Annotated in this window: 25 protein-coding genes; 13 read left to right on the top strand and 12 right to left on the bottom strand. The window is 44.0% G+C overall.

All coding sequences use genetic code 11. From position 1 onward, the window contains the following. Window positions 1-50 precede the first annotated feature (50 nt). The 6 genes from F0231_RS11635 to F0231_RS11660 all read right to left on the bottom strand — a co-directional run bounded on the left by F0231_RS11635 (window position 51) and on the right by F0231_RS11660 (window position 7,387). Window positions 51-488, bottom strand: a complete 438-nt coding sequence (locus tag F0231_RS11635) for a hypothetical protein (RefSeq protein WP_171759890.1) — start codon at window positions 486-488, stop codon at window positions 51-53. 7 nt (window positions 489-495) lie between these two features. Then, window positions 496-963: an OsmC family protein gene (locus F0231_RS11640; RefSeq protein WP_171759891.1), complete on the bottom strand. Its 468-nt coding sequence runs from the start codon at window positions 961-963 to the stop codon at window positions 496-498. Window positions 964-1,091: 128 nt separating this feature from the next. Continuing rightward, window positions 1,092-2,759 carry a hypothetical protein gene (locus F0231_RS11645; protein WP_171759892.1) on the bottom strand — a complete coding sequence of 556 codons (1,668 nt, stop codon included), beginning with the start codon at window positions 2,757-2,759 and terminating at the stop codon, window positions 1,092-1,094. Between the two features lie 183 nt (window positions 2,760-2,942). Further along, a complete protein-coding gene (locus tag F0231_RS11650; protein WP_171759893.1) occupies window positions 2,943-5,084 on the bottom strand; it encodes a diguanylate cyclase in 2,142 nt (713 codons plus the stop codon). Window positions 5,085-5,215: 131 nt separating this feature from the next. Continuing rightward, window positions 5,216-6,895: a pseudouridine synthase gene (locus F0231_RS11655; RefSeq protein ID WP_171759894.1), complete on the bottom strand. Its 1,680-nt coding sequence runs from the start codon at window positions 6,893-6,895 to the stop codon at window positions 5,216-5,218. A 90-nt stretch (window positions 6,896-6,985) separates the two neighbouring features. Continuing rightward, window positions 6,986-7,387 carry a hypothetical protein gene (locus F0231_RS11660; RefSeq protein ID WP_171759895.1) on the bottom strand — a complete coding sequence of 134 codons (402 nt, stop codon included), beginning with the start codon at window positions 7,385-7,387 and terminating at the stop codon, window positions 6,986-6,988. A 181-nt stretch (window positions 7,388-7,568) separates the two neighbouring features. Between F0231_RS11660 and F0231_RS11665 the strand changes: the two genes are divergently transcribed. Then, window positions 7,569-8,474 carry a LysR family transcriptional regulator gene (locus F0231_RS11665; protein ID WP_171759896.1) on the top strand — a complete coding sequence of 302 codons (906 nt, stop codon included), beginning with the start codon at window positions 7,569-7,571 and terminating at the stop codon, window positions 8,472-8,474. Between the two features lie 104 nt (window positions 8,475-8,578). After that, window positions 8,579-9,448, top strand: coding sequence for a LysR family transcriptional regulator (locus F0231_RS11670; protein WP_171759897.1), 870 nt, complete (start codon window positions 8,579-8,581; stop codon window positions 9,446-9,448). Window positions 9,449-9,520: 72 nt separating this feature from the next. On the opposite strand, the gene F0231_RS11675 is transcribed toward F0231_RS11670, so the two are convergent. Beyond that, window positions 9,521-10,294 carry a siderophore-interacting protein gene (locus F0231_RS11675; protein WP_171759898.1) on the bottom strand — a complete coding sequence of 258 codons (774 nt, stop codon included), beginning with the start codon at window positions 10,292-10,294 and terminating at the stop codon, window positions 9,521-9,523. Between the two features lie 89 nt (window positions 10,295-10,383). Beyond that, window positions 10,384-10,968 (bottom strand): LysE family translocator, encoded by a 585-nt coding sequence (locus tag F0231_RS11680; protein WP_171759899.1) that lies wholly within the window; start codon window positions 10,966-10,968, stop codon window positions 10,384-10,386. A gap of 145 nt (window positions 10,969-11,113) precedes the next feature. Here F0231_RS11680 and F0231_RS11685 point away from each other — a divergent pair, with 145 nt between their 5' ends. The 5 genes from F0231_RS11685 to F0231_RS11705 all read left to right on the top strand — a co-directional run bounded on the left by F0231_RS11685 (window position 11,114) and on the right by F0231_RS11705 (window position 16,948). After that, window positions 11,114-11,554 carry an Lrp/AsnC family transcriptional regulator gene (locus tag F0231_RS11685; protein WP_171759900.1) on the top strand — a complete coding sequence of 147 codons (441 nt, stop codon included), beginning with the start codon at window positions 11,114-11,116 and terminating at the stop codon, window positions 11,552-11,554. Between the two features lie 209 nt (window positions 11,555-11,763). Further along, the gene (locus tag F0231_RS11690; RefSeq protein ID WP_171759901.1) at window positions 11,764-12,741 is read left to right on the top strand and encodes a porin; all 978 of its coding nucleotides are present in this window, start codon (window positions 11,764-11,766) and stop codon (window positions 12,739-12,741) included. 318 nt (window positions 12,742-13,059) lie between these two features. Further along, on the top strand, window positions 13,060-14,688 hold the full coding sequence (locus F0231_RS11695) for a methyl-accepting chemotaxis protein (RefSeq protein ID WP_171759902.1): 1,629 nt from the start codon (window positions 13,060-13,062) through the stop codon (window positions 14,686-14,688). A 494-nt stretch (window positions 14,689-15,182) separates the two neighbouring features. Beyond that, window positions 15,183-16,229: a GMP reductase gene (locus tag F0231_RS11700; RefSeq protein WP_171759903.1), complete on the top strand. Its 1,047-nt coding sequence runs from the start codon at window positions 15,183-15,185 to the stop codon at window positions 16,227-16,229. A 203-nt stretch (window positions 16,230-16,432) separates the two neighbouring features. After that, window positions 16,433-16,948, top strand: coding sequence for a cytochrome b (locus F0231_RS11705; RefSeq protein WP_171759904.1), 516 nt, complete (start codon window positions 16,433-16,435; stop codon window positions 16,946-16,948). A gap of 140 nt (window positions 16,949-17,088) precedes the next feature. Here the strand turns inward: F0231_RS11705 and F0231_RS11710 are convergent, their stop codons facing one another. Then, window positions 17,089-17,331: a DUF3297 family protein gene (locus tag F0231_RS11710; protein WP_171759905.1), complete on the bottom strand. Its 243-nt coding sequence runs from the start codon at window positions 17,329-17,331 to the stop codon at window positions 17,089-17,091. 191 nt (window positions 17,332-17,522) lie between these two features. Between F0231_RS11710 and F0231_RS11715 the strand changes: the two genes are divergently transcribed. Next, a complete protein-coding gene (locus F0231_RS11715; protein WP_171759906.1) occupies window positions 17,523-18,530 on the top strand; it encodes an AraC family transcriptional regulator in 1,008 nt (335 codons plus the stop codon). Between the two features lie 152 nt (window positions 18,531-18,682). Next, the gene (locus tag F0231_RS11720; RefSeq protein WP_171759907.1) at window positions 18,683-19,738 is read left to right on the top strand and encodes a GGDEF domain-containing protein; all 1,056 of its coding nucleotides are present in this window, start codon (window positions 18,683-18,685) and stop codon (window positions 19,736-19,738) included. A gap of 27 nt (window positions 19,739-19,765) precedes the next feature. Here F0231_RS11720 and F0231_RS11725 read toward each other — a convergent pair whose 3' ends face one another. Beyond that, window positions 19,766-20,761, bottom strand: a complete 996-nt coding sequence (locus F0231_RS11725) for an AraC family transcriptional regulator (RefSeq protein ID WP_171759908.1) — start codon at window positions 20,759-20,761, stop codon at window positions 19,766-19,768. Window positions 20,762-20,921: 160 nt separating this feature from the next. Here F0231_RS11725 and F0231_RS11730 point away from each other — a divergent pair, with 160 nt between their 5' ends. From F0231_RS11730 to F0231_RS11745, 4 genes are read left to right on the top strand one after another with little or no spacing between them, the layout of a single operon-like run. After that, complete coding sequence (locus tag F0231_RS11730) at window positions 20,922-22,043, top strand: HlyD family secretion protein (protein WP_171759909.1); 1,122 nt, start codon at window positions 20,922-20,924, stop codon at window positions 22,041-22,043. Continuing rightward, on the top strand, window positions 22,033-23,052 hold the full coding sequence (locus F0231_RS11735) for a DUF2955 domain-containing protein (protein WP_171759910.1): 1,020 nt from the start codon (window positions 22,033-22,035) through the stop codon (window positions 23,050-23,052). The genes F0231_RS11730 and F0231_RS11735 overlap by 11 nt, the downstream gene beginning before the upstream one ends. A gap of 24 nt (window positions 23,053-23,076) precedes the next feature. Beyond that, complete coding sequence (locus F0231_RS11740; protein WP_171759911.1) at window positions 23,077-24,141, top strand: AI-2E family transporter; 1,065 nt, start codon at window positions 23,077-23,079, stop codon at window positions 24,139-24,141. Next, window positions 24,142-24,801 (top strand): potassium channel family protein, encoded by a 660-nt coding sequence (locus F0231_RS11745; protein ID WP_171759912.1) that lies wholly within the window; start codon window positions 24,142-24,144, stop codon window positions 24,799-24,801. It begins immediately after the preceding gene. 38 nt (window positions 24,802-24,839) lie between these two features. Here the strand turns inward: F0231_RS11745 and F0231_RS11750 are convergent, their stop codons facing one another. Continuing rightward, window positions 24,840-25,379, bottom strand: coding sequence for a DUF3332 domain-containing protein (locus F0231_RS11750; protein ID WP_171759953.1), 540 nt, complete (start codon window positions 25,377-25,379; stop codon window positions 24,840-24,842). A 175-nt stretch (window positions 25,380-25,554) separates the two neighbouring features. Continuing rightward, a complete protein-coding gene (locus F0231_RS11755) occupies window positions 25,555-25,716 on the bottom strand; it encodes a hypothetical protein (protein WP_171759913.1) in 162 nt (53 codons plus the stop codon). Window positions 25,717-25,785: the final 69 nt, after the last annotated feature.

Raw genomic sequence — 25,785 nt, forward strand, 5'->3', positions numbered from 1 at the left:
GCAGACCGCCTGATTTGGTGCAGAGTGTAGCATGAAGGCGAATAGGTTGATCAGCTTTGTTTTTCTAGATACCAAGTTCCCTTGCAAGGGCCATTAGTTAAATGCCATTTTCCTTGAATTTTTGTCGGGCTAGCTAACCCTGTAAAGCGATAGTCCCACTGCCGATTTCGCGCGTAAAGGCGCAGTTCGTTCGTGTCTTGATTAATCCAACCTTGGAGTGGTGTCCCGTTGTAGGTGAGATGAAAGGTCGCTAAGCCATCGGTAATGTTGCCCGTAATGGTCGTACGTTCACACATGTTATTACCTGTTACATCGACTCTTCTTCCGAGCCAATTTCCATCGAATTTTGTTGAGACGTTGAACCCGGCTGAGTCAGGTAGCTTAGGAAAGGATTCAGGATTACTTGTTCCAAACAGGCCACTTTGTTGGCCAAAGAGGATAAACAGACCAAACCCGACAAATGTAGTGAGTAAAATTGGTTTTTTCATTGTGGCCTCACAAGGTAACTTCAGTGGTGATATCGGTTTTGACCGAATTGGCGATGAAGCAGTGCTGGTGGGCTAAATGGTGTAACTTTTCGAGTTGCTCAAGGCTTGGTTGTTTGTCACCAATAAAGACAATCTTCGGGCGTAAAACGACTTGAGTTACTGACGTTCGGCCATTTTCGTCTTCTTCCATACAGCCAACGGCTTGGTCTGTGTAGCTATCGATAACATAGCGTCGCTTCGCGGCAATACCCAAAAACGTCAGCATGTGACAGCTTGAAATTGCGGCAATAAACGCTTCTTCAGGGTCAACGTTCGCTTCGACAGAGAGTGGTAAGGGGACGACATGAGGCGAGGATGACGCTGGGACAACAACACCACCATCAAAAGACCAAGTGTGCCCACGGCTGTATTGGTTGTCATTAAAGGGTTCGTGGCTTTGGCGGTGCCACTTTACTAATGCGGTGTACGTTGTCATACCAAGTTCCTTTTGTTTATCTTGATATGCTACGTATATAAGTGCTTGAAAACGAGAGCCGTCTGGGTAAAAAGAGAGATATGTCTCAACAGTGAAAAGCCCCGAGCTGAACTCAGGGCTTTAGAGGGCTATTTGTTGCGACGTTCTTTCACGATATCTTTTACTCGCTCGCCGTTAAATGAACTCTTTCTATTAGGCGTACGTGCATCATGTCGATCGTGTCGATCTTGACGGCGTGCCTCTCGACGTTGTTTCGCTTGGTCAGACTTAATGTGGCTTTTGGCCGCAACTTTAAATTCGTCAAGCGTTCCAGACTTAGTACCATTGCCTCCGCTTGGTACAATGGTATAGATAGTTCCATCTGCAAGTGTGATTACAAGGTCACCATCTTTGGCATTGTGAATAGCGACTGCACTGAACCCAGCTTTGGTAAACATAGCGTTAAGCGCGTCAATCTGATCTGAAGTCTCGTAGTCTCTTACTTCGTCAAAACGTTCACCCGGGCCGTACTCTCTGCTATCGCGTCGAGCTTGAGCGTTTTTTGTCGCCGCTTTAGTTAGCTTCGCCATGACTTGCTTGTCGTTCAGGATCTTACCGTTGTTTGGGTTGAACACTTGTACTTCACCATCAACCAGTGATACTTCCAAGTGCTCCATTCCTGCTTTTGCAAAGATTTTATGGAGTGCGATGGCTTGTTTCTCGGCATCCGTGATAACTCTTCCGCCAGGTACTGTGTTGTCTAACCAGTGTTCTTTGGCTTTTTCTAAGATGTCGCTTGCTAAATCGCGATCGCGCTCTCCTGTAGGAACATCAACCAAGTAACCGTTGCCTTGCATTACTTCTAACAATGACTTGTTGGTACCGCCGATCATAAAACTATCAAGCATTGTGGCAAACTTTAGTTTGTTCTCTAGGCTATCAATTCCTTCGTAGATTTCACTAATGCCTTCGTAGTACGAATCTACGTGATCACCCCATTGTAAATTTCTTTTTTGCTCGACTAGCTTTTCTAATGCAGGTGTCGCTTTAGGGTTTCCGAAGCGATCAACGTCAAATAGTTCTGGGTAAGCCTTAACAAACTCCTCGTTGTTTTCGAGTACGTTTAGAATGTTTGCTACAGAAATCTCATTAACGAGCATCATTTTCAGCGTTGCCAATTTGGCTTCTGGTGAGTTAGCCATAGCAATCATCGCTTTATAGCTTTGCATCGACACTGGGTTGATAGCACCTGTCCAACTTTTAACGATCGCTAAGTTATGTCCCCAAAGTACAGGGCTTACGATAGGCGCGTTCTCGTCATACGGTGGCAATGGGTCTACGCCGTAACCCGGCTCAATGGGGTTTACGCCATAGCCAGGGTCGATTGGGTTTACACCAAAAACAGGTTCATCAGCGACAGGTGGTGTTGGTAAAGGAAGCAAAGGTACCGTTACTGGACTAGTCGGACGGTCGTTGTCTTGATCTGTGAATACGGATGTAACGACAGTGTCGACGATAAGAGCTTCGATACCGGCAGCGGATGCTTCAAACTCGATACAATAACCGAAGTCGTAGATACCGTTACATTCTGAGCCATCAGACATGGCTACTAACCTTCCGCCTTCCGGGATGGAGTTAATGAAAACAACTTTCTCTAGGAACTCTCGATACGTCACATTAAAAACAGGCTTAGATAGATCACTTTCAGAGTAACTATTAAGACGTTCTAAAGCTTGGCTGGCGCGAAGATCTGAATTGGCATTTGCGATAACAGGGAAAGAAAGTGCCAGAACGAGAGAGAGAAAACTTCTTTTCATATTGCCTCAATTTATAGAATGAAGAACAGTAAAATAACGAGACGAAGTTTAAATGGAATCCTGTTCCATTACTCGTGAAGTATATGCAGAACAGTGTATTTCTCATTTTTGAGAATCTTTGCATTTTGTTTCATTTGATTAATACATTAACTACTAAATTATCAGCAGCTTGAGTCTGAATTTTTAAGTAAACTCAGCCGTTCTAGAGACCATACTAAAGGTGTTTTTTCCTAGCTTTTTGGCTTTGTAGAGCTCTTTATCTGCTAGGTTACAAAGTAGGTCGAAACTCATATAGTGACTTTCCATCTGGGTGTAATTTGCAGCACCCATTGAGAGAGTTAGAAATTGGCTACACTCAGACAGCGGATTGCTAAGCCCAAGACCTTTCACTGACTCTTGTAGGGAAGAGAGTTTTTGTTCAATTGAATGAGTCGATTGATTGTAGCAAAGCACCATAAACTCATCACCGCCATAGCGAAACAGGTAGTCGCCTTGTGAACTGAATGCTTTCTTCATTTGGGCTGAAACTTCGGTCAAAGCGTGATCACCCATTTGGTGACCGTGAAAATCATTGAACCCTTTATAGTAATCAATATCAATCATGATAACCGCTAAGTGATGCTTTTCTTGTGCTGCAACCTTTGCCAATTTGGGCCCAATCTTATCAAGCTGGTAGCGATTATAGAGCTTGGTGAGAGGATCGGTTTTTGAAAGCTCATCCAACATCATATTCGCTTGGCGTAGTTCTTGTCTTTGGACATAATTTTCTAAGGCAATCGCGATAAAGCTTGCGAGCTTTTCAAACAGGTTACGGTGAACTTGCTGATATTGGTCAGGTAATGCGTGTTGTACTGAAAGTACACCTAGGACTTTGTTACCCAGCATAATTGGCGTAAGCATGATCGATTGCACGGGCTTTTCTTTACTCTTATATTGCACCTTATCGCTTGTCTCACGATACTGCTTTGGCACCATCACATCAAAAGACTCCTCAACAATGCGGTTGAGGTGGACCGTCTCTTTGTTTTTAACCACATAGCTGCCGACGGAATGCTCTTTGGAACAGTCGATAGACGTACTTTCTACAAAGCCGTCTTGATCATAGAAGTAGTCGTAGCTAAGAATTTGAGATACCTCATCGTACAATGCGATACCAAACTCTTCGCTTGGGAAGATAGAGCCCACTTTGTTGTAGATGAATGGAAGATTTTCTTTGATATTTTCATTGGTTGCAATGTACTGACCCACTTCTGTGATCAACCCAATTTGTTCTTCCATTCTAGCTAGCAGCAAACGATCTTGCTCGGTATTTATTTGCGCAACGCTGTTTAATATTCCCACGCACTCACGGTGTTGAGCACGGTTTAAAGCGTTTTCTCCGGCGGCAATATACTCGCGCTGCAGTTGTAGCAAACTACGGTGATCTTGACGCTTCTCTGCCAACTTGATTTGAGTTTTATAGAACGTTTCAAAAAAACCATAGTTTGAGGAGGCGTCGACTTTGTCTTTAAGTTGATGACAGATCTCAAATGCTCTTGCGTCATCATTTTGCTGCTCTAGGTATGCGGCGAAGCAAATCAAATTCTCGGTCTGATTGTGGGCATCGAAGACTTTCTTAAAAAGGGTCTCGGCTTGCTCAAAATTAGCAATAACTTCGGACTTTTCGTAACAGTTAGCCAATGACTTAACTTGCCCTAGGTAACCATAAGCGATGGCTTCATTTCGGGTGTTCGTCAGTGTTGCAGCGATAGATTTGGCTTGTTCAATATACTTAACCGCTTTTTCATGTTGTCTTAGGTGACCAAGTGCAAAGCCCATGTTTAGTAAGCAGATTGATTGATTGACGTAGTTACCGACGGTTCGGCCACTTTTTTCCCCAAGAGCGGCGAGTTCGTAGGCAGACTGATATTCCTTTAAACACAGGTAGAAGTCGCTGATATTGGTGTACGCGAATGCGAGATAGTTATCATCAAGAAAGTGAACTTTGTCGAGGACAACTTGATAAATTCGGTACGCTTCGTTGTAGTCTTCGCGGTCGGCGTAGATTGAGCCCATCACGATGTGTACGTGCAGATTCAAGATAATGTCACTGTTGGAGCACTGGCTTAAGCAGAGATTGTACTGCTCGATGGCTTCATCAAGCTGATCGAGTCGATCGTGCTTCATTCCCGCCAAAAAATGTTTTTGCGCTAAAGGAAGAGGGCATTGATACTTGTCGCAGATTGCATTGACGGATTCTTCAAGGCGCAGCAAACCATCTATGCCGTGGTAGAGCTGGATTTGTGCGAATAGCGCTTGAATTTTCTGAACTGCAATTGTGGACATAATAACTCCTCGGTCGAGGAGTTATTATACAGAATGAAGTATCGGAATGTAAGTTAGGCTTAATGAAACTTATCTATTGTTACTATCGAAATAATCGATAAATGCCTACCACTTTTCTACCTCTAACTGGGTTAAAAGTCGGGTTCGACTTGGAAGGTCATTCGCTCGCCACTGTATGGATGAGAGAGTTCAAGCCTTTCTGCGTGAAGATGTAACCTATCCGCTTTTTCGCCGTAGAGAGTATCACCGACCATTGGCGTGTTTAATCCTAGTTGATGGGCACAATGAACGCGAAGTTGGTGCGTACGTCCTGTTTTAGGGTATAGGTATAATTTCGTTTTTCCGTTTAACGTTGAAATCGCTTCCCAATAGGTTTCTGCTGGTTTTCCATGTTCATAGCAAACTAACTGACGCGGCCTATCAACCGGATCGCCCCGCATAGGAAGCTGTATCTCGCCTGTCATGTCTTTGATCGCTCCATCAAGCAAAGCGACGTAGCGTTTTTGTACACCACGGGAAATAAATTGTTTCTGTAAGCTCTTATTTGCTCGCTTTGTTAACGCAAACACTAACAGGCCAGATGTCGCCATATCCAAACGGTGGATGACAAAAGGTCCTTCAACATCTGGGTAGCGTTCTTGCAAACGGGTATAAGCCGAATCTTTGATTGTTTTACCTGGTACAGACAACAAGCCAGATGGTTTGTTGACGATGACCATCGCATCATCTTCAAACAAGATTTCCAGCTCTTTATCTTCAGCCCAATTCTCTTCCAGTGGATTATCATCAACGTCTAGCCCTTGCAGCATGTGGCCTAGGATCGGTTGGCATTTACTGTTACAGGATGGATAAAATTTCCCATGTTGGCGAATTTCCGATTTCGGAGAGCTGCCCCACCAGAACTCTGCCAATGCTAGCGGCTTAAAGCCATGCTTAAAGGCAAAGTGGAGTAGTTTAGGAGCGGCACATTCACCGGCGCCCGCTGGTGGTGTCGGGCTAGTCGTTGGTGCAAAGATCGCTCTTAATGACGACTCTTGATTATCGGCATTTAGGAACTGGTATTGTTCAAACAGCTTGTTTTGCAGCGCATTTGAGAGTTCTTTGCGTTGCGCTTTAAGCTGCTCTAGTTGGTCAGTATGCACCGATAAAGCTTGTGCGACTTCGGCAATCTTTGCGTCCCACTCAAGTTTCAAATATTTCAGCTTATTTTTGTCGGCAACACTCTGTTTGCCGAGAACTTCCAGTAGTGTATCAAGTTCAGGCTTCGCCAACGTGAGTTCAGCTTTTTCTCGCTCAGCTTTGCGTTGCGCTCGGCCTTGAATAATGGCTTCGCGTTGCTTTGCTTCAGCTTCATTGTACTGAGATTCTAAAATCTTTAACGACTCTTTAAGCTGTAAATGTTGAGAGTTTGCTGCAATGCTTGTGACTTGTTCATTGAGCGCCGTAATTTCAGCCAATTCGTTACGAAAGAAACTCTGCTCCGCTAACATATCGAAAACAGGTGGAACGAAACCGGGCAGCAAGTTTTGGTCGGCGATTTTGCCTGAAAAAGCGGAGAGATAACCTATCTCGCCTGCGGGGGATTTAACCAGAAGAACACCGAACATCTTTCCGGTTCCCGAGAAGGTATCTACGTCGCCAAAGTCATGTTGCCACTCTTGCTGAGTGCTCAAATGCTGCTGCAACTGCTCTGCGGCAAGAACACAAAGTGGGTGAGGAGTGTAGTAGAACGGGAATGTAAACTTGCTTGGGAGCGAATATTCTGAGATTGAATTTTCGAAGCGCGTAAACAGGTTTTCAGGTTGATGCATCAGAGTGTTCATTACAGGTAAAATCAGTTGAGCGTGATTTTACCTGTTTGGTCGATGAATACTAGCGTCTTACGTATTAGCCTACAGTGGTTAACGAACGTATTTTACGTCTGCGCTGATGAACCAATGGATCACAGTGCCGTCTGGGCGCTCAACCCACAAGTCGTTATCAAGATGCTTTACACGGCCATTAATCGTCAGAGAAAGCTTGTTTTCATCTGTTGCTTCAACCTTGATAAAGGGATCTGAGGTGATGAGAAAAGGTTCAACGTCTTTGATTGAGCTATCTTCGTCAATCAAAAAGAAATGCAGTAGTTTGCCGTCTTTAGGCTCGGTAGACATCGCTTTGTAGCCTAACACTTTAAAGCCATCACCAACCGGTTTATTGAGGACTTCGCTACTGAGACGCACATGAGTTGGGATGAATACCCAAGCAAGAACGAGAGAAATGGCGATGACGGCGGCACCAATGGTGAGTTTAAATTTGGACATAATGGGCGGTAGCTAAGGAGTTAAAATCGAATTTTAGCATAACCATCAATGACAAACGTAATCTTGATCAATCGGAACCGGATTCTTGTGGTGCAGTTGGAATATTAGTGACGACGTAGGGGCAAGCCGCAAAGCTCTCGTGTATCTTAAACAGATTCCTTGCTGTGATAATGGAGCTATCGTGAAGCACCGTTTTGACTTAAACCTTTACCGATTCTTAACTTCGTTATCGAGACACTCTAGTCAATCTAAGGTTTGTCATGAACTTAAGATAAGCCGAGCGACGTTTAATCGTCATTTGTCAGAATGTCGAGACTGCTTTGGCAATGAATTGTTTGTAGTGAACAAAGGTGTTTATACCCCCACATTGTTTACCAAGCAGCTGATCGAATACATTCAATCTCCCCTCGAAGTGTTAGAGCACACGCAGCAAGCGTCTTATGGCTTTGATCACGCAGATAAATCACTGGAGTTTTTCTTTTATGTTGTGAATCCACTGAGTAGGTTGGTTACAATCCCCTTGGTAGAAGGCCTACAGGTTGCCAACTCGAACTCGAAAATCTCTTTTGTGGACTGGTCTCTTGATGGGGTTGAGTTTCCTAAACCTGATACGCTATCGGTTGGCATTGCGGGCTACCCAAATGACTTTAACGATCAACTTCTTGAGCGAAAAGTTGGGTCTTTAGGGCTCTATGTGTACGTGAGTAAACAAAGCTCGCTAGCCAAGGCAGAGCATATCGAACTCAGCAATTTAGTTGAAGAGAAAAACGTACGAGTGTCGATGGGAGCGTTTGACAGCAGCGCTTACTATGAACGAGTACGAAAAAGTGCGGGCATTGCGTTAAAGCAGGGACTAACCGTTGCATCACTGGGCGGTGCGATGGACTGTGTAGCAAAGGCAGGTTACGTCTTCGTTTGTTTTGATGTAGGTGCAGAGGTCTCTTCTGATGTGGTTAAAGTGCCACTGTTATTGAATGGTGAGCAACTCAAATACGACGTCGGTATCCACTACCACCGTGTGAATTACCAACATCCAGTCATGAATAAGATCGAACAACTGATTCGCCAAGCGATGAAGTCGATGTGAAGAAAGTAGGCGTAATTAAGATTGCCCTATCTATTACCCATTTGTAATAATAAATCATTATTTTAGTTTAATTATTGCACTTTAAGCGTGCTCAATGGGGATATATGGCCAATTGGGAAGGAGTGAGTGAGTTTGTTGGTGTTGCAGAAACTCAATCATTTACTGCGGCGGCGAACAAGCTAGATACTTCAGTCGCTCAGATCAGCCGCCGAGTCTCTGCCCTTGAAGAGCGTTTGGCGGTGAAGTTGTTCAACCGTACTACTCGTAAAGTCTCTTTAACGGAAGCGGGGCAACTCTACTATCAGCAATGTAAACACCTTGTGGAAGGTTTAGAACTTGCTGAGCTCGCCGTGACACAAATGCAGTCTACGCCAAAAGGTTTACTCAAAGTCACAGCTCCCGTTACGTTTGGCGAGCAAAACCTTGCACCGCTTCTTCATCAATTCCTAGAACTCTACCCTCAAGTTGATTTGGATTTAATGCTCACGAACCAAAAGCTTGACCTAATTGAGCTTGGAGTAGACGTCGCAATCCGTTTAGGCCGATTGCAAGACTCTAGCTTGATAGCCAAACGCTTATCGACACGTCAACTCTACGTGTGCGCGAGCCCTAGCTATCTTGATCGATTTGGCGAGCCGCATACTCTGTCTGAACTTACTCATCATCAATGTTTGGTTGGTTCGGTGGATTATTGGCGATTTAAGGACTTGAAAGGGGAGAAGTCTGTCCGAGTGTCGGGACGAATTCATTGTAACTCGGGTTATGCGCTGTTAGATGCGGCGAAACGTGGTTTGGGTTTAGTCCAATTGCCTGATCACTATGTGCAGGAGGCGCTAGATTCTGGCGAGCTCGTTGAAGTGTTGACTGAGTATCGTGATGAACGAGAAGGGATTTGGGCGCTGTACCCGCAAAATCGAAATTTATCTCCAAAAGTTCGCTTGCTGATTGATTTCTTGTCAGAAAAGTTAGGCTGATAGTAATTTTAACGGGTGGATAAGGTTGGCATAGCAAATCACTATGCCAACCTTGATGTTTATGTCAGAAGGTTAAGCGCCTTGCTCTTGAGCGTCTTGCTGCTTAATGACTTTGTGACCATCTTCCGCGACGCCCTGTTTCCAGTAACTGCTGATGTAGATGTTTTCACGTTCGACTTCTTTCTCATTGCGGAAGTATTGGCGAAGCGCTCGCATTGAATCAAACTCGCACGCACACCACACTGATGCACGACCCTCAAGCCATGGTAGGTCGCGCGCAGCCTGAGCTAGATCATCCCCTTCAAATACCCATTTTACGTCGAAGTTTTCGGGTACGTCGATCGGCTGAATATCTTGCTCAGAAATCACCTTGATAACGGCATAACCTTTTGCATCACTAGGCAGACGTTTGATCTTGGCCGATAGGGCAGGAAGCGCCGTCATATCAGCCGTCATAAAGAACCAATCGGCATCGGTACTCATATCTTGAATCACACCGGGCCCTGCAATTGCGATTGTATCGCCAGCGGATGCATTCATCGCCCAACGAGCAGCAAAACCACATTGTAGATCTTCGGTAATGTGTTTAACGAAGTCGACTTCAATCGTTCCTTGCTCCGCGTCAAAGCGACGAATAGTGTAAGTACGCATAACGGGTTTGTTTTCTGGTGTGATTTCACCAAGTTCTGTCTGACCTGAAGGCGAGAACAGAAGCTTGATGTAGCCACCTTCGCAATTTGCTGGGAACTCTTTCAGGGATTCACTTTGTAACGTAATACGTTGCATGTTCGGTGTGACTGAAAGAGTGGATAGGACGGTAACTTTCTTAGGCGATGGCTTTTTCATGTTCTACTCGATAACTATTCTTGTTCGTATTTAGATTAACAATACATCAATTATTAAGATAGTATCTTTAACATTATTTACATTCGCGGTTAGATCATTGGCAGGGTAGAACCAACAAGTAAGACTGCCATCGTGACATTGAATACTCGGACACGTACGGCATTGGTGAGCCAACGTTGTAACTCTCGACCAGCTAAGATCCAGAAACTGCCTGACGGATAGTTAACCACTAAAAAGATGGCAGAGATAATCAATAATTCAAACCATCCTCCACCATTGCTGTATAAGGTGACAGAGCTTAATGCCATTGACCAACCTTTTGGGTTGACCCATTGAAAGCTGGCGGCTCCTAAGAATGTCATCGGTTTAAAATCTTCCACATCTTTTGCTCGGCCACTCATCGCAATTTTAATCGCCAGATAAGCTAAATACGCCAAGCTCAGATATTTTAAAACACTATGAGTGGCGGGGTAGGTTTGAAACACGGATGACAACCCAAGACCAACCAGCAGCACCATAAATGCAAAGCCAAATGCAATACCGCTCATGTGAGGAAGAGTACGGGCAAAGCCGACATTTGCACCAGAGGTCATGAGCATTAGGTTGTTCGGGCCGGGCGTAAAGGTAGAGACTGCGGCAAAAAGTACTAACGCGCTGAGTTGTTCAAATTCCATAATCAAGTCCATAAATCAGAGTGAACGCAACAATATTGCGTAGAGAATACATTTTTGACCGGTCACGACTATAGTAGGTGGATTACTGAGCAATTATGTGCTTTTATTCGTCAGATAAGACAACGCAACGCAATAAAGGGATTATATGGATAGGTTTGACGAAAGGATCTTGCAGGAGCTTAAACTAGACGGAAGAATCTCCAATGTAGAGCTGTCTGAAAGGATAGGACTGTCGGCCTCTGCGACCTTACGACGGGTTCAAGAGCTTGAAAAACAAGGTGTGATTAAAGGCTATCGAGTGATCACAGATAATACTCAACTAGGGGTTGGTTTTATCGCTTATGTCTCAATTGGATTGGCCAGTCACCGAAAACAGTCACAACAAGAGTTTGAAGACCATGTTCGCTTTGTAGATGAAGTAGTCGAATGTCATAACATTACAGGAGCAAATGAGTATTTGTTGAGGGTCGAAACAAAAGACCTACCAAGCTACAAGAAGTTTCACGCCGATGTATTGGGTGAGTGTGAGCATGTTCAGTCTATTACAACCATGGTGGTGATGGATTCACCCAAGGATGAACGCTAGCTTTCATAACTATCGCCTTTACAGTAAGTATGTGTCAGTTGTATTAATACTAACTCAAACAAATACAATAGCTTACTGTAATATTATATAAATATAATCGCCACTTAATCGTAATGGATTAGCAATTAAACCTTCATCTCAGACCTCTAATTTATCTCGCAACACATAGTTCGAGCATAGAAGCTCATTATAAATGCAAGGTAAATAAGATGAAAAAAGCAGTGGTAGCGTCTGCAGTATTTGCAGCACTAGTATCAGGTTCTTCACTAGCAGCGACAGTTTACAAATCAGATGGCACAGAGTTGAAAGTGGGTGGTCGCGTAGAGTTCCGCGGTGACTTCATCGGTACTTCAAAAGGTGCTGAAATTGAAGGCACGATGGATGACAGCACTCGTGCTCGTTTCAACCTTAAGGGTAAATCAGAAATTACCGATGGCATGTCTGCATTCGGTGTTTACGAAGGTGAGCAAGACACAGGCGGCGACACTGGTTTTGAAAACCGTTACATGTACGCGGGTCTAGACTTTGATGGCCATGCGATCTCTGTGGGCCGTCAAGATATGGCTTCAGTTATCGTCTCTGACATGACCGATATTACAGAGTTCTCAGGCATCCAGCAGACGATTGACTCTGCAAGTGACAAAGAAGACAGCGTTATTGCTTACCGTGGCGGCTTTGACTCAATCCAGCTTGAAGCGACTTATCAAGCGAAATCAGCAAAAGATTCAGATGGCTACAGCCTAGCGGGTATGTACTCAGCGCCATTTGGTCTAGATGTTGGTCTTGCATTCTCTGGCGCAGACAGCGGTGACCTTTCTGATTCACAAGTTCTATTCGGCCTAGGCTTTTCGCTAGATAGCCTATACCTTGCAGGTACATACTCTCAAGGTGACAATGAAATCGATGAAGGTAAAGGTAGCGAGTTTACGGCTTATGAACTCGTTGCGGAATACAAGTTCACTAAACAATTCTCAGCGGCTGCACTGTACACATACCAAGAGAATGAACTGTCTGGCACAAAAGCTGATGCAGCCGACGGTATTGAGCTTGTGGGTTACTACAAATTCAACAGCAACTTCCGTACTTACGTTTCTTACTACATGAATGGCCTTGATGAAGTGAAAGTCGCTGATTTAGTGACTCAGGGTGAAGATACGCTACGTCTAGGTGCGCGCTACGATTTTTAATCGAACTGCCTGATTTCAGCCTGAATACTGATTTAAATAGGTATTAATCTTAGGTTGAGAAAGTTCTGTCCCAATTGGCCAAGCATTGCTTGGCCTTTTTTTGTTTTGAGTCAAAAAGTCAGAATGATAAATTTATAAAATGGTTGCATATAGTTGTTGTCACAATTTTAAAAGCAAACGGTTAACAACTGTAAATCTATAAATGGCAAAGGTTCGCTTAGCAATCAATGACATAACTGTGCTAAACTCCGTCCCTTTTATATCTTGGGAATATTCCCAACATCAAGGATGAATTCACCGACTTGATCGAGAAAAATAATGCAATTATCCCTTAAAAACTTGTCTATTCGAACGCAGGTACTACTGCCTGTTCTTTTTACCACTTTTGCGCTGTTTATTGCTTTATGGGTAACCAAAAACAATTTAGAAGCAGAACAAAAGATCATCGACTCAAATACAGATTCCCTCTTATTCTACAAAGATAAACTGGCTGACATTGATGATCAGGTTTATCCACTTCGAATCAGTGCGGTATATGCGATTTACGATTCATCGCGCCGCAATGCGTTCTTAGGGGAATTAAAAACGGGTCTTAATCAGATCCAAAACGACCTCGACGAAATGGCGCAGCGTAATACATTTCGCGATGACGTGAATGGTGTTCGCCGAGCGATTGAAAACTACATTCAATACTCGAATCGCGCCGTTGAGCTATTCTCTCGTCGTGATCAAGGCACAGTAAGTGAAAGTGAATACAACCGCTTTATTGCTGAGTATCGCACTTCTGGCAACGATATGATTGCTAGTATTAACGCGTTATCTGCCAAGGTGAACAAGTTTGCTTCAGCAGCAATGGAGCAGAGCGCTGAACAAAATGCCAAGGTGCAAAGCTTAGCGATGTGGCTAGTGCTGTCTGTTTTAGCGATTTCTCTTACTGTTGCTTGGATACTGTCCGGCATGATCGTGACACCTATCAAGAACCTTCAAGAAGTGATGCGTAAACTCGCTGGAGGTGATTTGTCTGTGCGCGCAACAGTAGAAGGTGATAACGAAGTCTCGCATCTAGGTGAAGACGTTAACCAAACGGCAGAGCAGTTACACACAACGGTTGAACAGCTAACTCGCATTAGTGAAGAAGTCGCATCTGCATCGACCGAGCTTGCTGCGGTAATGACTCAAGCCCAAGCGAACGCTCAGCAAGAGCTTGCAGAGATTGAGCAAGTTGCGTCGGCGGTGAATGAGCTTTCAAGCACAGCAGACAATGTAAGTGATAATGCACAGCTTGCCGACTCTACTGCACGTGAAGCGGATCAATTGGCTCAATCTGGTTTGAACATCTTTGCTGAGAGCAATCAAGCGAGTGAGCAAATGGGCACTGCATTGAATGAAGCAGCACAGGTTGTTCAAAACTTGAAAGAGCAGTCTGAGCAGATCAACGATGTGATCGAAGTGATTCGTGGTGTTTCTGAACAAACTAACCTTCTTGCATTGAATGCAGCGATTGAAGCTGCGCGAGCGGGTGAGTCAGGTCGCGGCTTTGCGGTAGTTGCCGATGAAGTACGTATGCTTGCAGCGCGAACGCAAGAGTCTACAGGCGAGATTCAAACCATCATTGAAGAGCTACAAAAGCAGTCTGGTCTTGCGAATGACAGCATGCAGCTGAGCTTAGAGATGCTGACTAAGAACAACGACCTCACGCTACAAGCAAATGGTGCGCTTCAGGGCATTACGGAGTCAGTGACCAATATCAATGACGCGAATACCCAAGTTGCTACGGCAGCAGAGCAGCAGTCTCAGGTAACACAAGACATTAATCGCAACGTGGTGAACATGTCTGAGCTTGTAAACCAAAACGTATCTGGTATCTGTCAGAGCGCAAGTGCAAGTAATGAACTGTCATCATTAGCTGAAAAGCAAAAGGCACAGTTATCATTCTTTAAGCTGTAATAATCTAGCTAAATACAGTTAAAAGGCAGAAAACGTTCGCGTCTTCTGCCTTTTTCACATCTGAAGGAAAAATATTGATTTATTTGTCTATTTTTGACTGTTTTAAGACAAAATTGGTAAGCACAAATTAGCGATTATGTGGTTTGAATGGCCAGAAGGTAGACAAATGGAGATAAATCGTTGGTGAAATTATTACCAGTAGGATGAAAAGGATTGCGCAAACGTTTTGCGTAATGTTCTCTAAGTGATTGTTTTTAAGGGGTGTTGGGTGTTTTTCTGATGCGGGAGAGTTACTTAGGTATGCAACTTAACCAAACTGTATCACAAAAAAAATTGAATTATCAGTCTTGCGGGAAATTAATCGCGACCTATAATGCTGAAAACCGGAGCGTCTGCCAACGCTCCGGTTTTTTTGTGTCCGAAACTCAGTAAAGCGTCTGCCAACGTTTACCGAAAACGCACGACACGTAAATTTGATTACAGGAAAATTTATCATGCGTATCGAACAAGAACTTAAGTTAGGCTTTAAAGATGTACTATTCCGCCCGAAGCGTTCTACTCTTAAAAGTCGTTCTCAAGTTGAATTAACCCGCGAGTTTACATTCAAGCACAGCGGTCGTCAATGGTCTGGCACTCCTGTAATTGCAGCGAACATGGATTCGGTTGCAAGCTTTGAAATGGCGGCGGCTCTAGCAGAGCACAATGTAATGACAGCAGTACACAAGCACTACACAGTAGAGCAGTGGGCTGACTTCGTTAAAAACGCAGACAAGAACACACTTAACAACGTTTTCGTATCAACAGGTACTTCTGACGCTGAGTTTGAAAAAACGAAGCAAATCATGGCGCTATCTGAAGAGCTTATCTTCATCTGTATTGATATCGCGAACGGCTACTCTGAGCATCTAGTAGAGTACGTTGAAAAAGTGCGCGCAGAGTTCCCGAACAAAGTTATCTCTGCGGGTAACGTTGTAACAGGTGACATGTGTGAAGAGCTAATCCTAGCAGGTGCGGACATCGTTAAAGTGGGTATCGGCCCAGGTTCAGTATGTACGACTCGTGTTAAGACAGGTGTTGGTTACCCACAACTTTCTGCAATCATCGAGTGTGGTGACGCAGCGCACGGCCTTGGTGGCATGATCATCGGTGACGGTGGCTGTTCATGTGCGGGTGACGTTGCTAAAGCATTCGGCGGCGGCGCAGACTTCGTAATGCTAGGCGGTATGCTAGCAGGTCACGAAGAGTCAGGCGGCGAAGTGATCGAGAAAGACGGCGAGCAATTCATGAAGTTTTATGGAATGTCTTCTCAGTCTGCAATGGACAAGCACTCCGGTGGTGTTGCTAAGTACCGCGCTGCTGAAGGTAAAACCGTACTTCTACCATTCCGTGGCTCTGTTCACGGCACTATCTCTGACATCCTTGGTGGTGTACGTTCAACTTGTACATACGTAGGCGCAGCAAAGCTTAAAGAGCTGACTAAGCGTACTACTTTCATCCGTGTACAAGAGCAAGAGAACATCATCTTCGGTAAAGAGAAGTAATCCAATACTTCGGAAATTACGAATAATTAAGAGCCGCATTTAGCGGCTCTTTTTTTGTCTAAAATTTCTTCCATTTTTCGTATCACCACACAAAAACTCTGGAATTTCGGCTGGGTGTGTTGACCTGACTAATTTTGATGCTAGAAATAAATACTAAGCCACTTGGTGCATATTTGTTTTTGTTTGATATCAAAGGAGTTGAAATGAAACATCCAAAGTACGACCTTGTTAGCCGCTCACTTCATTGGATCATGGCTACGGTTATCATCTACGCCACCGTTGCAGGTTATGTGATGCACTTGGTTATGGACCGACCCGAAATATTTTCATTTCTATCGATACTTAACATGTCACTTGCAACGGTAGTGACACCGTTACTTATACTCAGGTACGTTTGGAGCCACTTTCGTCATTCCCCTGAAATGCCCTCTAGTATCCCAAAAACACAAAAGGGCGTAGCAAAGCTCGTGCATTCACTTATCTATTTGTTGATGTTTTTGGTGTTCAGTACCGGTTACTTAATGCTTAAAGAGCCTTACTCGTTTTTTTGGCTGGTTACGATAGAAAACTTGGTGAAGCACCCGGAAATCAACGACTTCTTTTTTATTCTTCACCGTGTAAGTTGTGCGCTTTTAGGTCTTTTGGTCGTCGTTCATATTACAGCGGCTCTAAAACACCATTTTGTGTCTAAAAACTATGTGTTACGGATGATGGTGTAGGTCTGTTGCATGCACTCAGGCAAATGTGTGCTGTTTTTAGCTTGTGACAGGAAATCGGGCTTAAAAAGGGGCGAGTAGGAGAGAAATACATAGAGCCTAAATAAGCTCTATGTATTGAAGTGACTCAATAGCGAGTGCTATTACTTGTAGAACGCTTCTACTTCACCTTTAAGTTTGATCAGCATTGGCTGACCCCAACGGTCTTTTGCTTTTGGTGAAGGGATTTTTACCCAACCTTCGCTGATGCAGTACTCTTCAACATCAGTACGCTCTTTACCGTTTAGGCGAATACCAATAGGGTGCTCGAAACACTCAGCCACGTAATGTGGGCTACGTGGGTTGCCTGCTAGGTGATCGGGTAAAGCTGGTTTGTTATCGCTCATAGTTCTAACCTGAAATAGATATTGAGCTGCGCATTTTAGACAATGTGCTCAGTGTGCTCAACTACTGATTTATTGTAACGGATTTATTGTGTTTTAACGCTAAATTCAAGTTTGGACGATTAGAACGGTTTTAACTTAATGGCTAAGATTAGAGTCTGAAAATCAACAAGACACCAATTGTCAGGGATCTGATGCCAAACAACGATAATTTCATCAAGCTTGTTAAAAAAGAAGACGTGGCACTCTTTTTACAGTTATTCAAAGATGTCGACGATAACATCTATAGTTTGCTGCGTTCAGCGAATATCCCCAACGATATCAATAACGATGTCGAAACCTATCAATACCTACCAGAAACAACACTGAAGAATATTCTTCAAATGTTGGGAGATAGCAACACGAAAGAAGAGTATGCGCTGAATGTCTGGAGTTTTTGCAAGCAGGTCTATATTCCGACTTATGTCCAGAGCCTGACTAAAGGAACAACGCTCAAAGCTGCACTTGATGAGTTTTCAGAGCAGCTGCAACACAAGTCTAGCGGAGCCAAAGTCTACACCAAGTATTCTGGCGGGAAGTGGTGGTTAGTCAGAGAAAAGGCATACAGCGATGATAATTGGTTTCTCTATGCTGAGATTTTTTCGGTTATCTTTATTAATGAGCTGCTATCAGCGTTGACTCTGGGGAGTTGGAAGCCAAAAGAGGTCGGCGTGCAGAGCCATGACTTGCAAGACTTTTTAAACTTGCCTCAGTTAGGCAGCGCGCAATTTTATACCGAGCGGCCAGTGACGGCGTTCTCAATCCCAGAAGCGCTGATGTTCACGCCTGTTGAAGCGATAAGCGCACATTCCATTCAAGACCAAACGATTTATTCTCCTTTGCCAACAAGCTTTTTATCTAGCTTTCAACTCGCTATAGAGCCTTATCTTTCAATGGGACGCTTACCGATTAAATTGGCGTCAGAAATCTTAAATATTAATACCCGAACATTGCAAAGAAAGCTTGAGGCTGAGGGAGTGGTTTACCAAAACTTCATCGAAGATCTTGTCATGGAGAGAATCAAACAACTTTTGATTAATTCAGAGTTATCTATCACAGAGGTGGCGAGTAAGATGGGGTACTCAGACTCAGCGCACTTTACTCGCGCGTTTAAGAGAACCATGAAGATGACGCCGAGTCAGTATCGAAAATCTGGCAGATAATCAGCAAAGACAAAGCAGACAGTGAGCTTGTGCCTATTGGTTTTTCAGGCTTACAAAGTCATCTATTGCAATTTTGCATGTGGCGTAAAATGGTAAGTTTTATTTCATAAAATCGCTCAATATAGCCGTTCATTCGTTGTTGAGAGCATGCTATGAATCCCACGTTAAATGAGTATTCCGTTGCATTGTATATCATCCCCCCGTTTATTATGAATGGGGGGCTGAGTCTTTGGTTAATGACGGATTCAACTCATATTGTATTTAAGTTATTACTCGTCCTAGCAACGGCGGCTACGCTCTTTTTGGGTGTCCGTATCTACAAGCATGAGATTGCTCAAAAACGGGTTCAGCTGTCTGAAGCGATCATTGATGGGGTTGCTGGTCTTGTTGTGGTGAACAAAGACCTGACGATTGAACGTGTGAATCGCCAGTTTACTGCCATTACCGCCTACACCGCTCGTCATCTTGAATCAAAGTCCATTATTGACCTTCCTTTCTTGTTCGGCTCGTCAGTTGTCGATGAAGTTACCCAGCATCTTTCAGAAAACATACGCTGGAAAGGGGAGTTTAGTGGCTTAAACCGGCTAGGTGGTCGTTTTACAGTGACTGTGCATGTAGAAAAAGTGGTCGATATGTTGGGCCAAGCGAGTAAGTATGTTGTGACGTTCACGGATATCAGTCGAAGAAAAAGCTTAGAAGATAGGCTGAGAAAACTGATTGAGACCGATTCGTTAACCTCATGTTGGAATCGTCGACGGTTTGACCGCGACTTGGTGCATTATGCGCAGCTTTCAAAAAGGCACCAACAAGCGAAGGCGTGTCTTGCTATCTTAGATATTGACCACTTTAAGCAAATCAATGATCGGTTTGGGCATACTGTCGGTGATGAGAGCTTAAAAGCGGTGGCCCACTTGCTAAAAATGAACGTGCGTGAAACTGACCATGTTTATCGTATTGGCGGCGAAGAATTTGCCATTCTGATGCCAGAAACCGATATAGACGATGCATTTGAAGCCATGTATCGATTAAAAGGAGTGATTACTCGCGGTACCCAACTTAACGTTACATTAAGCTGTGGGGTGGCGGAAGTTGGTAATGCCGATGAAGCGTTTCGTCAGGCGGACAGTGCGCTGTATGTGGCCAAAAGGTCAGGGCGTAATCAGGTCTCAAGTGCGCCTAAGTTAGAGGGGACAAACCTCTATTTTTAAGCGATGCCTAATGAGCGACGATTGTTGTTAAGACATGGATTTTTGGTAGAGCTTTGGAGTGAGACCAGAGACTCGTTTGAAGGCTCTTGAGAAGTGCGAGATATTGGTGTAGCCAAGCTGACTCGAGATGTACGTTAAGCTATGGCCTTCCTCCATTAACTCACAGGCAACGGAGAACATCAGGTTCTCTTTGATCTTCCTGAACGACGTATTTTCATTTTTTAGCTTTCTCTGGAAAGTTCGGACTGAAAAGTTGAGCAATTCAGCGGCTTGCTCAATCGAGAGGTCTTGCTCTTTGACATAAGGCTTGAGTAACTCAAACACACTATCTGTAAAACTGGTGTGCCATTCGATGACGGCAGGTTTTGGGCTCAGTGCGCTCTGTGGGATGTTGATTTCGCAGTTGAGTATCTCTTCTGGCAGATAGACAGCCGTCCTTGGTTGTTCAATGTACAGTTGGCAAGAGTTAGGTAGAAGCTGTTTGGTTAGGCTGACATCTGTGCCTTGAAGCTTCACTTTTGTTGGAACCCAACGTTCTTGTTTGGAGAGCAATCGAATGAGTTCAATGATGTAGCAGAGGGCGAAGGCTTCAGACCAATCAAAGTGTAGGCCTTCTTTGCCTTTTCCATACACGCAAAACCAAGATAAGTTGTGTTCAATCTCATAGTGGACGTTGCTGCTTGGTGTGTCGTTAACGAAGATTTTATTAATGTGGGTGATCGCATCGCCAATCGTTTTGTATTGGCAAAATTGGTGAAGCACATGTGGAATGATGCGTTGACGTAAAGCCAAAGCCAGTAAATCGAAAAACTTGGTGACACCTAACTGGGATGAGGTCAGAAAGATCAATCGTTTAATCGACTCAGATGGGACAAAATCGCTTTGTGATTCAAACAAATCAGGGGGTAAACCAGAGTCTTCGAGAAGTTTGTGTACGTCTAATCCATAGTCTGAAAAGACACTCACCAATATTTTAGCGTAGTTAGTTTGGATCACAGGTACTTGATACGATTCTGAAGCCATTGCGTTACATTCCTTGTACGTTGTTGCAATTATTAGACATGCATATCATTTGTTGTCTTTTGTTTTACAAATCTAACTCTGTTTGCTTGAGTTTTCCAACTGCCAGATTATTTTTAAGATATTAATTTTATTTAATTTTAGCTATTGAAAAGGGATTTCCATGTCAGAAGTCAAAGGAAATGTGGAACAAGCTACAGAGCCTGAAGCACAAGAAGCCAACAAACAGGACAAGGTGAGAAAGATAACCAATTACTTACTCACATTCGTTGCAGTCACTTTGTTGTTTAGCATCGTTGCCGATCGTGTCATTCCTATCACCGATAATGCCCGTGTAAAAGGCTACATCGTTCCTATCAAACCTGAAGTGCCTGGCAAAGTCATCGACATTCGAGTTCAACCCAATCAACTGGTGGAACAAGGAGATGTGCTTGCAGTGCTTGACCAATCTGACTACAAAATTGCCGTGCAGCAGGCTGAGCAAAATTTAGAGATCGCAGGTCAAAATGTTGGAGCTCAAACGGCCAACATCGCTTCGGCGCAAGCGAGACTGACTTCTGCAATGGTCGAGCGTCAGAATACGCAAGTACAGGCTAAGCGTATTCTTGCTATGGCAGAAAAAGGTGTGGTGTCTAAGTCGGATGCCGATGAAGCAAGAGCAGCGTTAGCAACGGCAAGGGCAGCGGTGGTGAATGCGGAAGCAGATCTAGAAAGAGCCAAGCAGCAGATGGGTAAAGAGGGTGAAGAGAACAGCCAAGTGAAAGCTGCATTGCTTGCTCTTGAACAGGCTCAGCTTAACTTAGAGCGCACCGTTATTACTGCGCCAACTCAAGGTGGGGTGTCGAACTTTAGCCTATCAGAAGGGTTCTACGCATCAACAGGTCAACCACTAATGACATTTGTTTCAACTGAAGATATCTGGGTAGAAGCCTACTACCGAGAAAACAGCTTGGGTAATGTTCAAGTTGGCGATGAGGTTGAAGTCGCTCTCGATTTTGTACCTGGCAAAGTGGTGAAAGGGCGAGTTACAAGCATCGATTGGGGCGTTGATTGGGGACAGAACGATCAAGCAGGTAAGCTTGCTCAAGCAAGTCAACAAACGGGCTGGTTAAGACAGACACAAATGCTGCCGATTACGATTGAATTTGAGCGTCAAGAAGTAAGTGGTATGTTGCGCATCGGTGGTCAGGCGGACGTGATTGTCTACAGTGAAGATAACTTTATTTTCAATATGATAGGCAAGGTGTGGATCCGTGTAGTTAGTGTGCTCTCTTATGTCCGATAATGTGATTATTGAGCCTTTAGTCCAACGACGAATTTTACGTTTTACGGTTGGAGTGATTCTGGCCGTATTTCTAGCGGCTTGGATCAATTGGCCATTGGCATTTGTGGCTCCAGTCTTTACGGCTAAATTTTTGGTCGATAAGCCTAACTTGTATCGTGAAACCGTCTATGAATTATTGCTGGCTTTAGTGGCGACCATGGGATTAGGGTTACTGCTGGCGGGGGGAATTACCCAGTATCCAATCCCATTACTAGTTCTTGTTGGCTTAATGATGCTATGGGGCTACTACCTGTTTTCTGATCCTAAGTGGAACCTGTTTGCAACCATCTTGTTGATTTCGGTTTTGATGTTGCCTTTTATGGCAATCTCCAATCCAGGGATCTCGGTCTATCTAGCGACTGGCTTGGCTTCATCAGGTGTGGTGGCGATATTGATCTTTTCTTTAGTTCACATTTACTTCCCTGAGCCAGAGAGTCAGTTTTCCGGGTTTGCCGAGCCGCCAATTAACAAACAGCAACGTTGGTACTCTGCGTTTCGAGCAATGATTATCTCGTTTCCTGTTGTGTGCTTCTTCTTTCTTTTTCAGATCTCTGATGCCTTACTCACTATGATGTTCATTGCGATACTCTCTTTGATGATCACGTCAGAGAAGTCGGTCAAGATCAGTGCATTTCTGCTCATTAGCAATGGTATTGGTGGAGCCTTAGCAATTGGAGCATTTTCAATATTAGGCATTGTGCCAAACATTGTGTTTTACAGTTTATTCATCGGTCTGATTGCTATCTTTATGGCAACGAAGATTTATACCATTCCAGAGAAGGCGCCGATTTATGCTGGTGCATTCAGTACCTTACTCGTTCTTATTGGCAGCACCCTGCTCAGTTCTGGAGATATTGACGCCAATACATTCATTCGAATTTTCCAACTGGTTTTAATTGGTGTTTACATGATTTTAGCTTCTCTGTTCTTAGAGACGCGTAATTGGAAGTTTTTACAAAATCAGCCTTAGATTTGGGCTAAACAAGGATGTCTTATGAAGTTAGATCAACACTATTCCAATCAAGCGATTGATGCAGCGATCAAAATAGCGGCCGTCGCAATACTCGTCTATTGGTGTTTTTCAATACTCAAACCTTTTATTCTCCTCGTCATTTGGGGGGCGATCATTGCAACGGCTTTATACCCAGTTGCGATGGCGATTTCCAACAGAACTGGGTTGTCGAAAGGTAAAGCGAGCGGCCTTTTAAGTTTTATTGGCGTACTCTTGCTTTTGATCCCGTTCATTGCGCTCTCTTCAGGAATCTACACCAGTGCGTCAGAAATGATCACAGGTCTTCAAGATGGTTCACTTTCTGTACCGAAGCCAAAGTCATCTCTACAAGATATTCCTCTTGTAGGAGAGAAAGTCTATGCAGCAATGATGTACGCATCGACTAACCTAGAAGGCGCATTCGTAAAATACGCTGAAGAGATCAAGCAATTTGCGTCTAAAGCGGCGTCAGTGCTTGGATCTGTAGGTGGTGGGTTTGTGCAGTTTATTATCTCGACGATCATTGCGGGTGCGTTTATGAGTAACGCCGATAAATGCCAGCAAGGTTTGACGAAACTGGTCGCAAGATTAACGCATGACAAAGGGGATGATCTGGTTCAGTTGTCAAAATCTACCGTGCGAAGTGTCGTTCAAGGCGTGATTGGTGTGGCTTTAATTCAATCAGTACTTTCAGCCATTGGTTTGGTTGTAGCAGGCGTCCCTGCAGCGGCATTTTGGGCGTTAGCGGTTCTGCTGGTGGCTATCATTCAGCTACCGCCTATTTTAGCGCTACTGCCAGCCATCATTTACATGTTCAGTGTCGAGTCGACGGTTGCGGCAAGCCTCTTTTTGGTTTGGTGTATTTTGGTGAGCGGCAGTGACGCAATATTGAAACCGGTTTTGTTAAGCCGAGGTTCCGATATCCCAATGTTGGTCATTTTATTAGGAGCATTGGGTGGTATGGCGATGTCAGGCATTGTGGGCTTGTTTGTTGGTGCTGTTGTCCTTAGCCTTACTTACCAGTTGCTGGTTGCGTGGTTAGACACAGAGCCAAGTGAGGCCGAATAAATGAAGCCAGTCTCAAGGGATGACAATTTTTACTTTCTGTTTTTTGCGCTGTTAGGGCTGTTCTTTAGTTGTGCCGTGATGCAGCAGTTCTATCCTGAAGGACAAAAAAGCATTTTAGGCTTAATTGTTGTCACTTTGGCGGTGTCTATCGCGGGCATAAATCGAAATCGCTCGTTGTATCGATCTTGGTATGGTGTGCTTCTGGTAACGGCTACGGTGTCAGGGACGTTTTCGTTTCTTGAAAACTACGACCTTTCGATTGTGACTTTAGCGGCACTGTTAATGTTTCTGTTCTCCCATATTTACTCGGCGCTAAAACAAGTCATGTCTGCTAAAACGGTGACAAAGAACCACATCATCGGCTCGATATGTATTTATTTGCTACTGGGTTTAGCGTGGGCGACGTTGTATTTGTTGATCTTAGAACTGTTACCTGAGGCATTTAATGGGTTAGAGGCTAAGCCTTGGTTAACCAACCTATTTAATGCGCTTTACTTCAGTTTTATAACGCTAACAACGGTGGGCTATGGCGACATATCACCCCAATTACCGGTCGCTCAATTCTTCGTCTTTATGGAGTCGATAATTGGGAGTTTCTACTTGGCGATCATGGTTGCAAGTTTAGTCAGTATTCGACTGTCTCAAGCTCAAGGCGAATGATGTAAAAAGCCCTGCCGATATAGCAGGGCTTTTTACTGTTATGCGTGGCCTTTTTCTAGTTTCTCTAGCTCAGAGATTGTCGTTTGAGAAACAAGCTCGCCGTCCATGTAGTAGCTGACGTTCTCGCCGTCTTTGATACCTGTTAGTGTTGCAGTCTCGCCATTAGTGTACACAATATCCATTTGAACGGTGTTGTCATCGATTTTTATCATCTCACCCGTTTCAATCGTACGGTTGTTTGAAAGAGGGGCAACCGGAGCTTCTTTCAAGCTTGAATCCAGCTCATCATTCACTTTGAAGTGAGTATCAGTTTTCGTATCGAAGACGTGTGGTGCACCTGATATTGGGTTTTTACCTGTCCAGAACTCAAGTGAGTTGAAGACCACGTAGTCAGCGGCGGTCGTAATACCATACACAGGGGCAAGTAAGAAGTTAACACCAGCACGAGCATAACGGTTATCAACAACTTCAACGTTAAATTTCATCACTTTCCCTGTTACGGCGTTACTGCCGATACAACCAGTCAGTGCAGTTGCCAAAACGGTTAGTCCTACTACTTTAAGTGCAATCTTTTTCATCATATTACCTGTGTTATTTAAAAGTCTGTTTTTCGGAACAGGTTCAGTATGCGTGTTATCGAAATCTAACTTTTACCATTTTACGCCAGTGATAGAATGTGCTGGTGAATTATTGTACAAACGAAAAACGCCGACATAAGTCGGCGTTTTCAATAAAGAGAACGGTGATAAAGAATCATTTCATGACGTATTTATACGCTCGGACAACGAGCCAACCTGCTGCTTTGATCAATGTGGTTGATAGGCGAAAAGCAATTTTGCCAGCAACGGAGAGCAGTTCCCCTGTCACTAACAGGCACTTATGTAAATCAGATTGTTTGAATTCAGAATAGGTCATTGTAAGTCTCGTCGTCATATCGGTAAGTTCTGGCGTGCAAAGATAGAGGAGATGTATCAACAGGGCTTA

Origin of the sequence: Vibrio sp. RE86, from assembly GCF_013114545.1 — a bacterium.
In the GTDB taxonomy this organism is placed as follows: Bacteria; Pseudomonadota; Gammaproteobacteria; order Enterobacterales; family Vibrionaceae; genus Vibrio.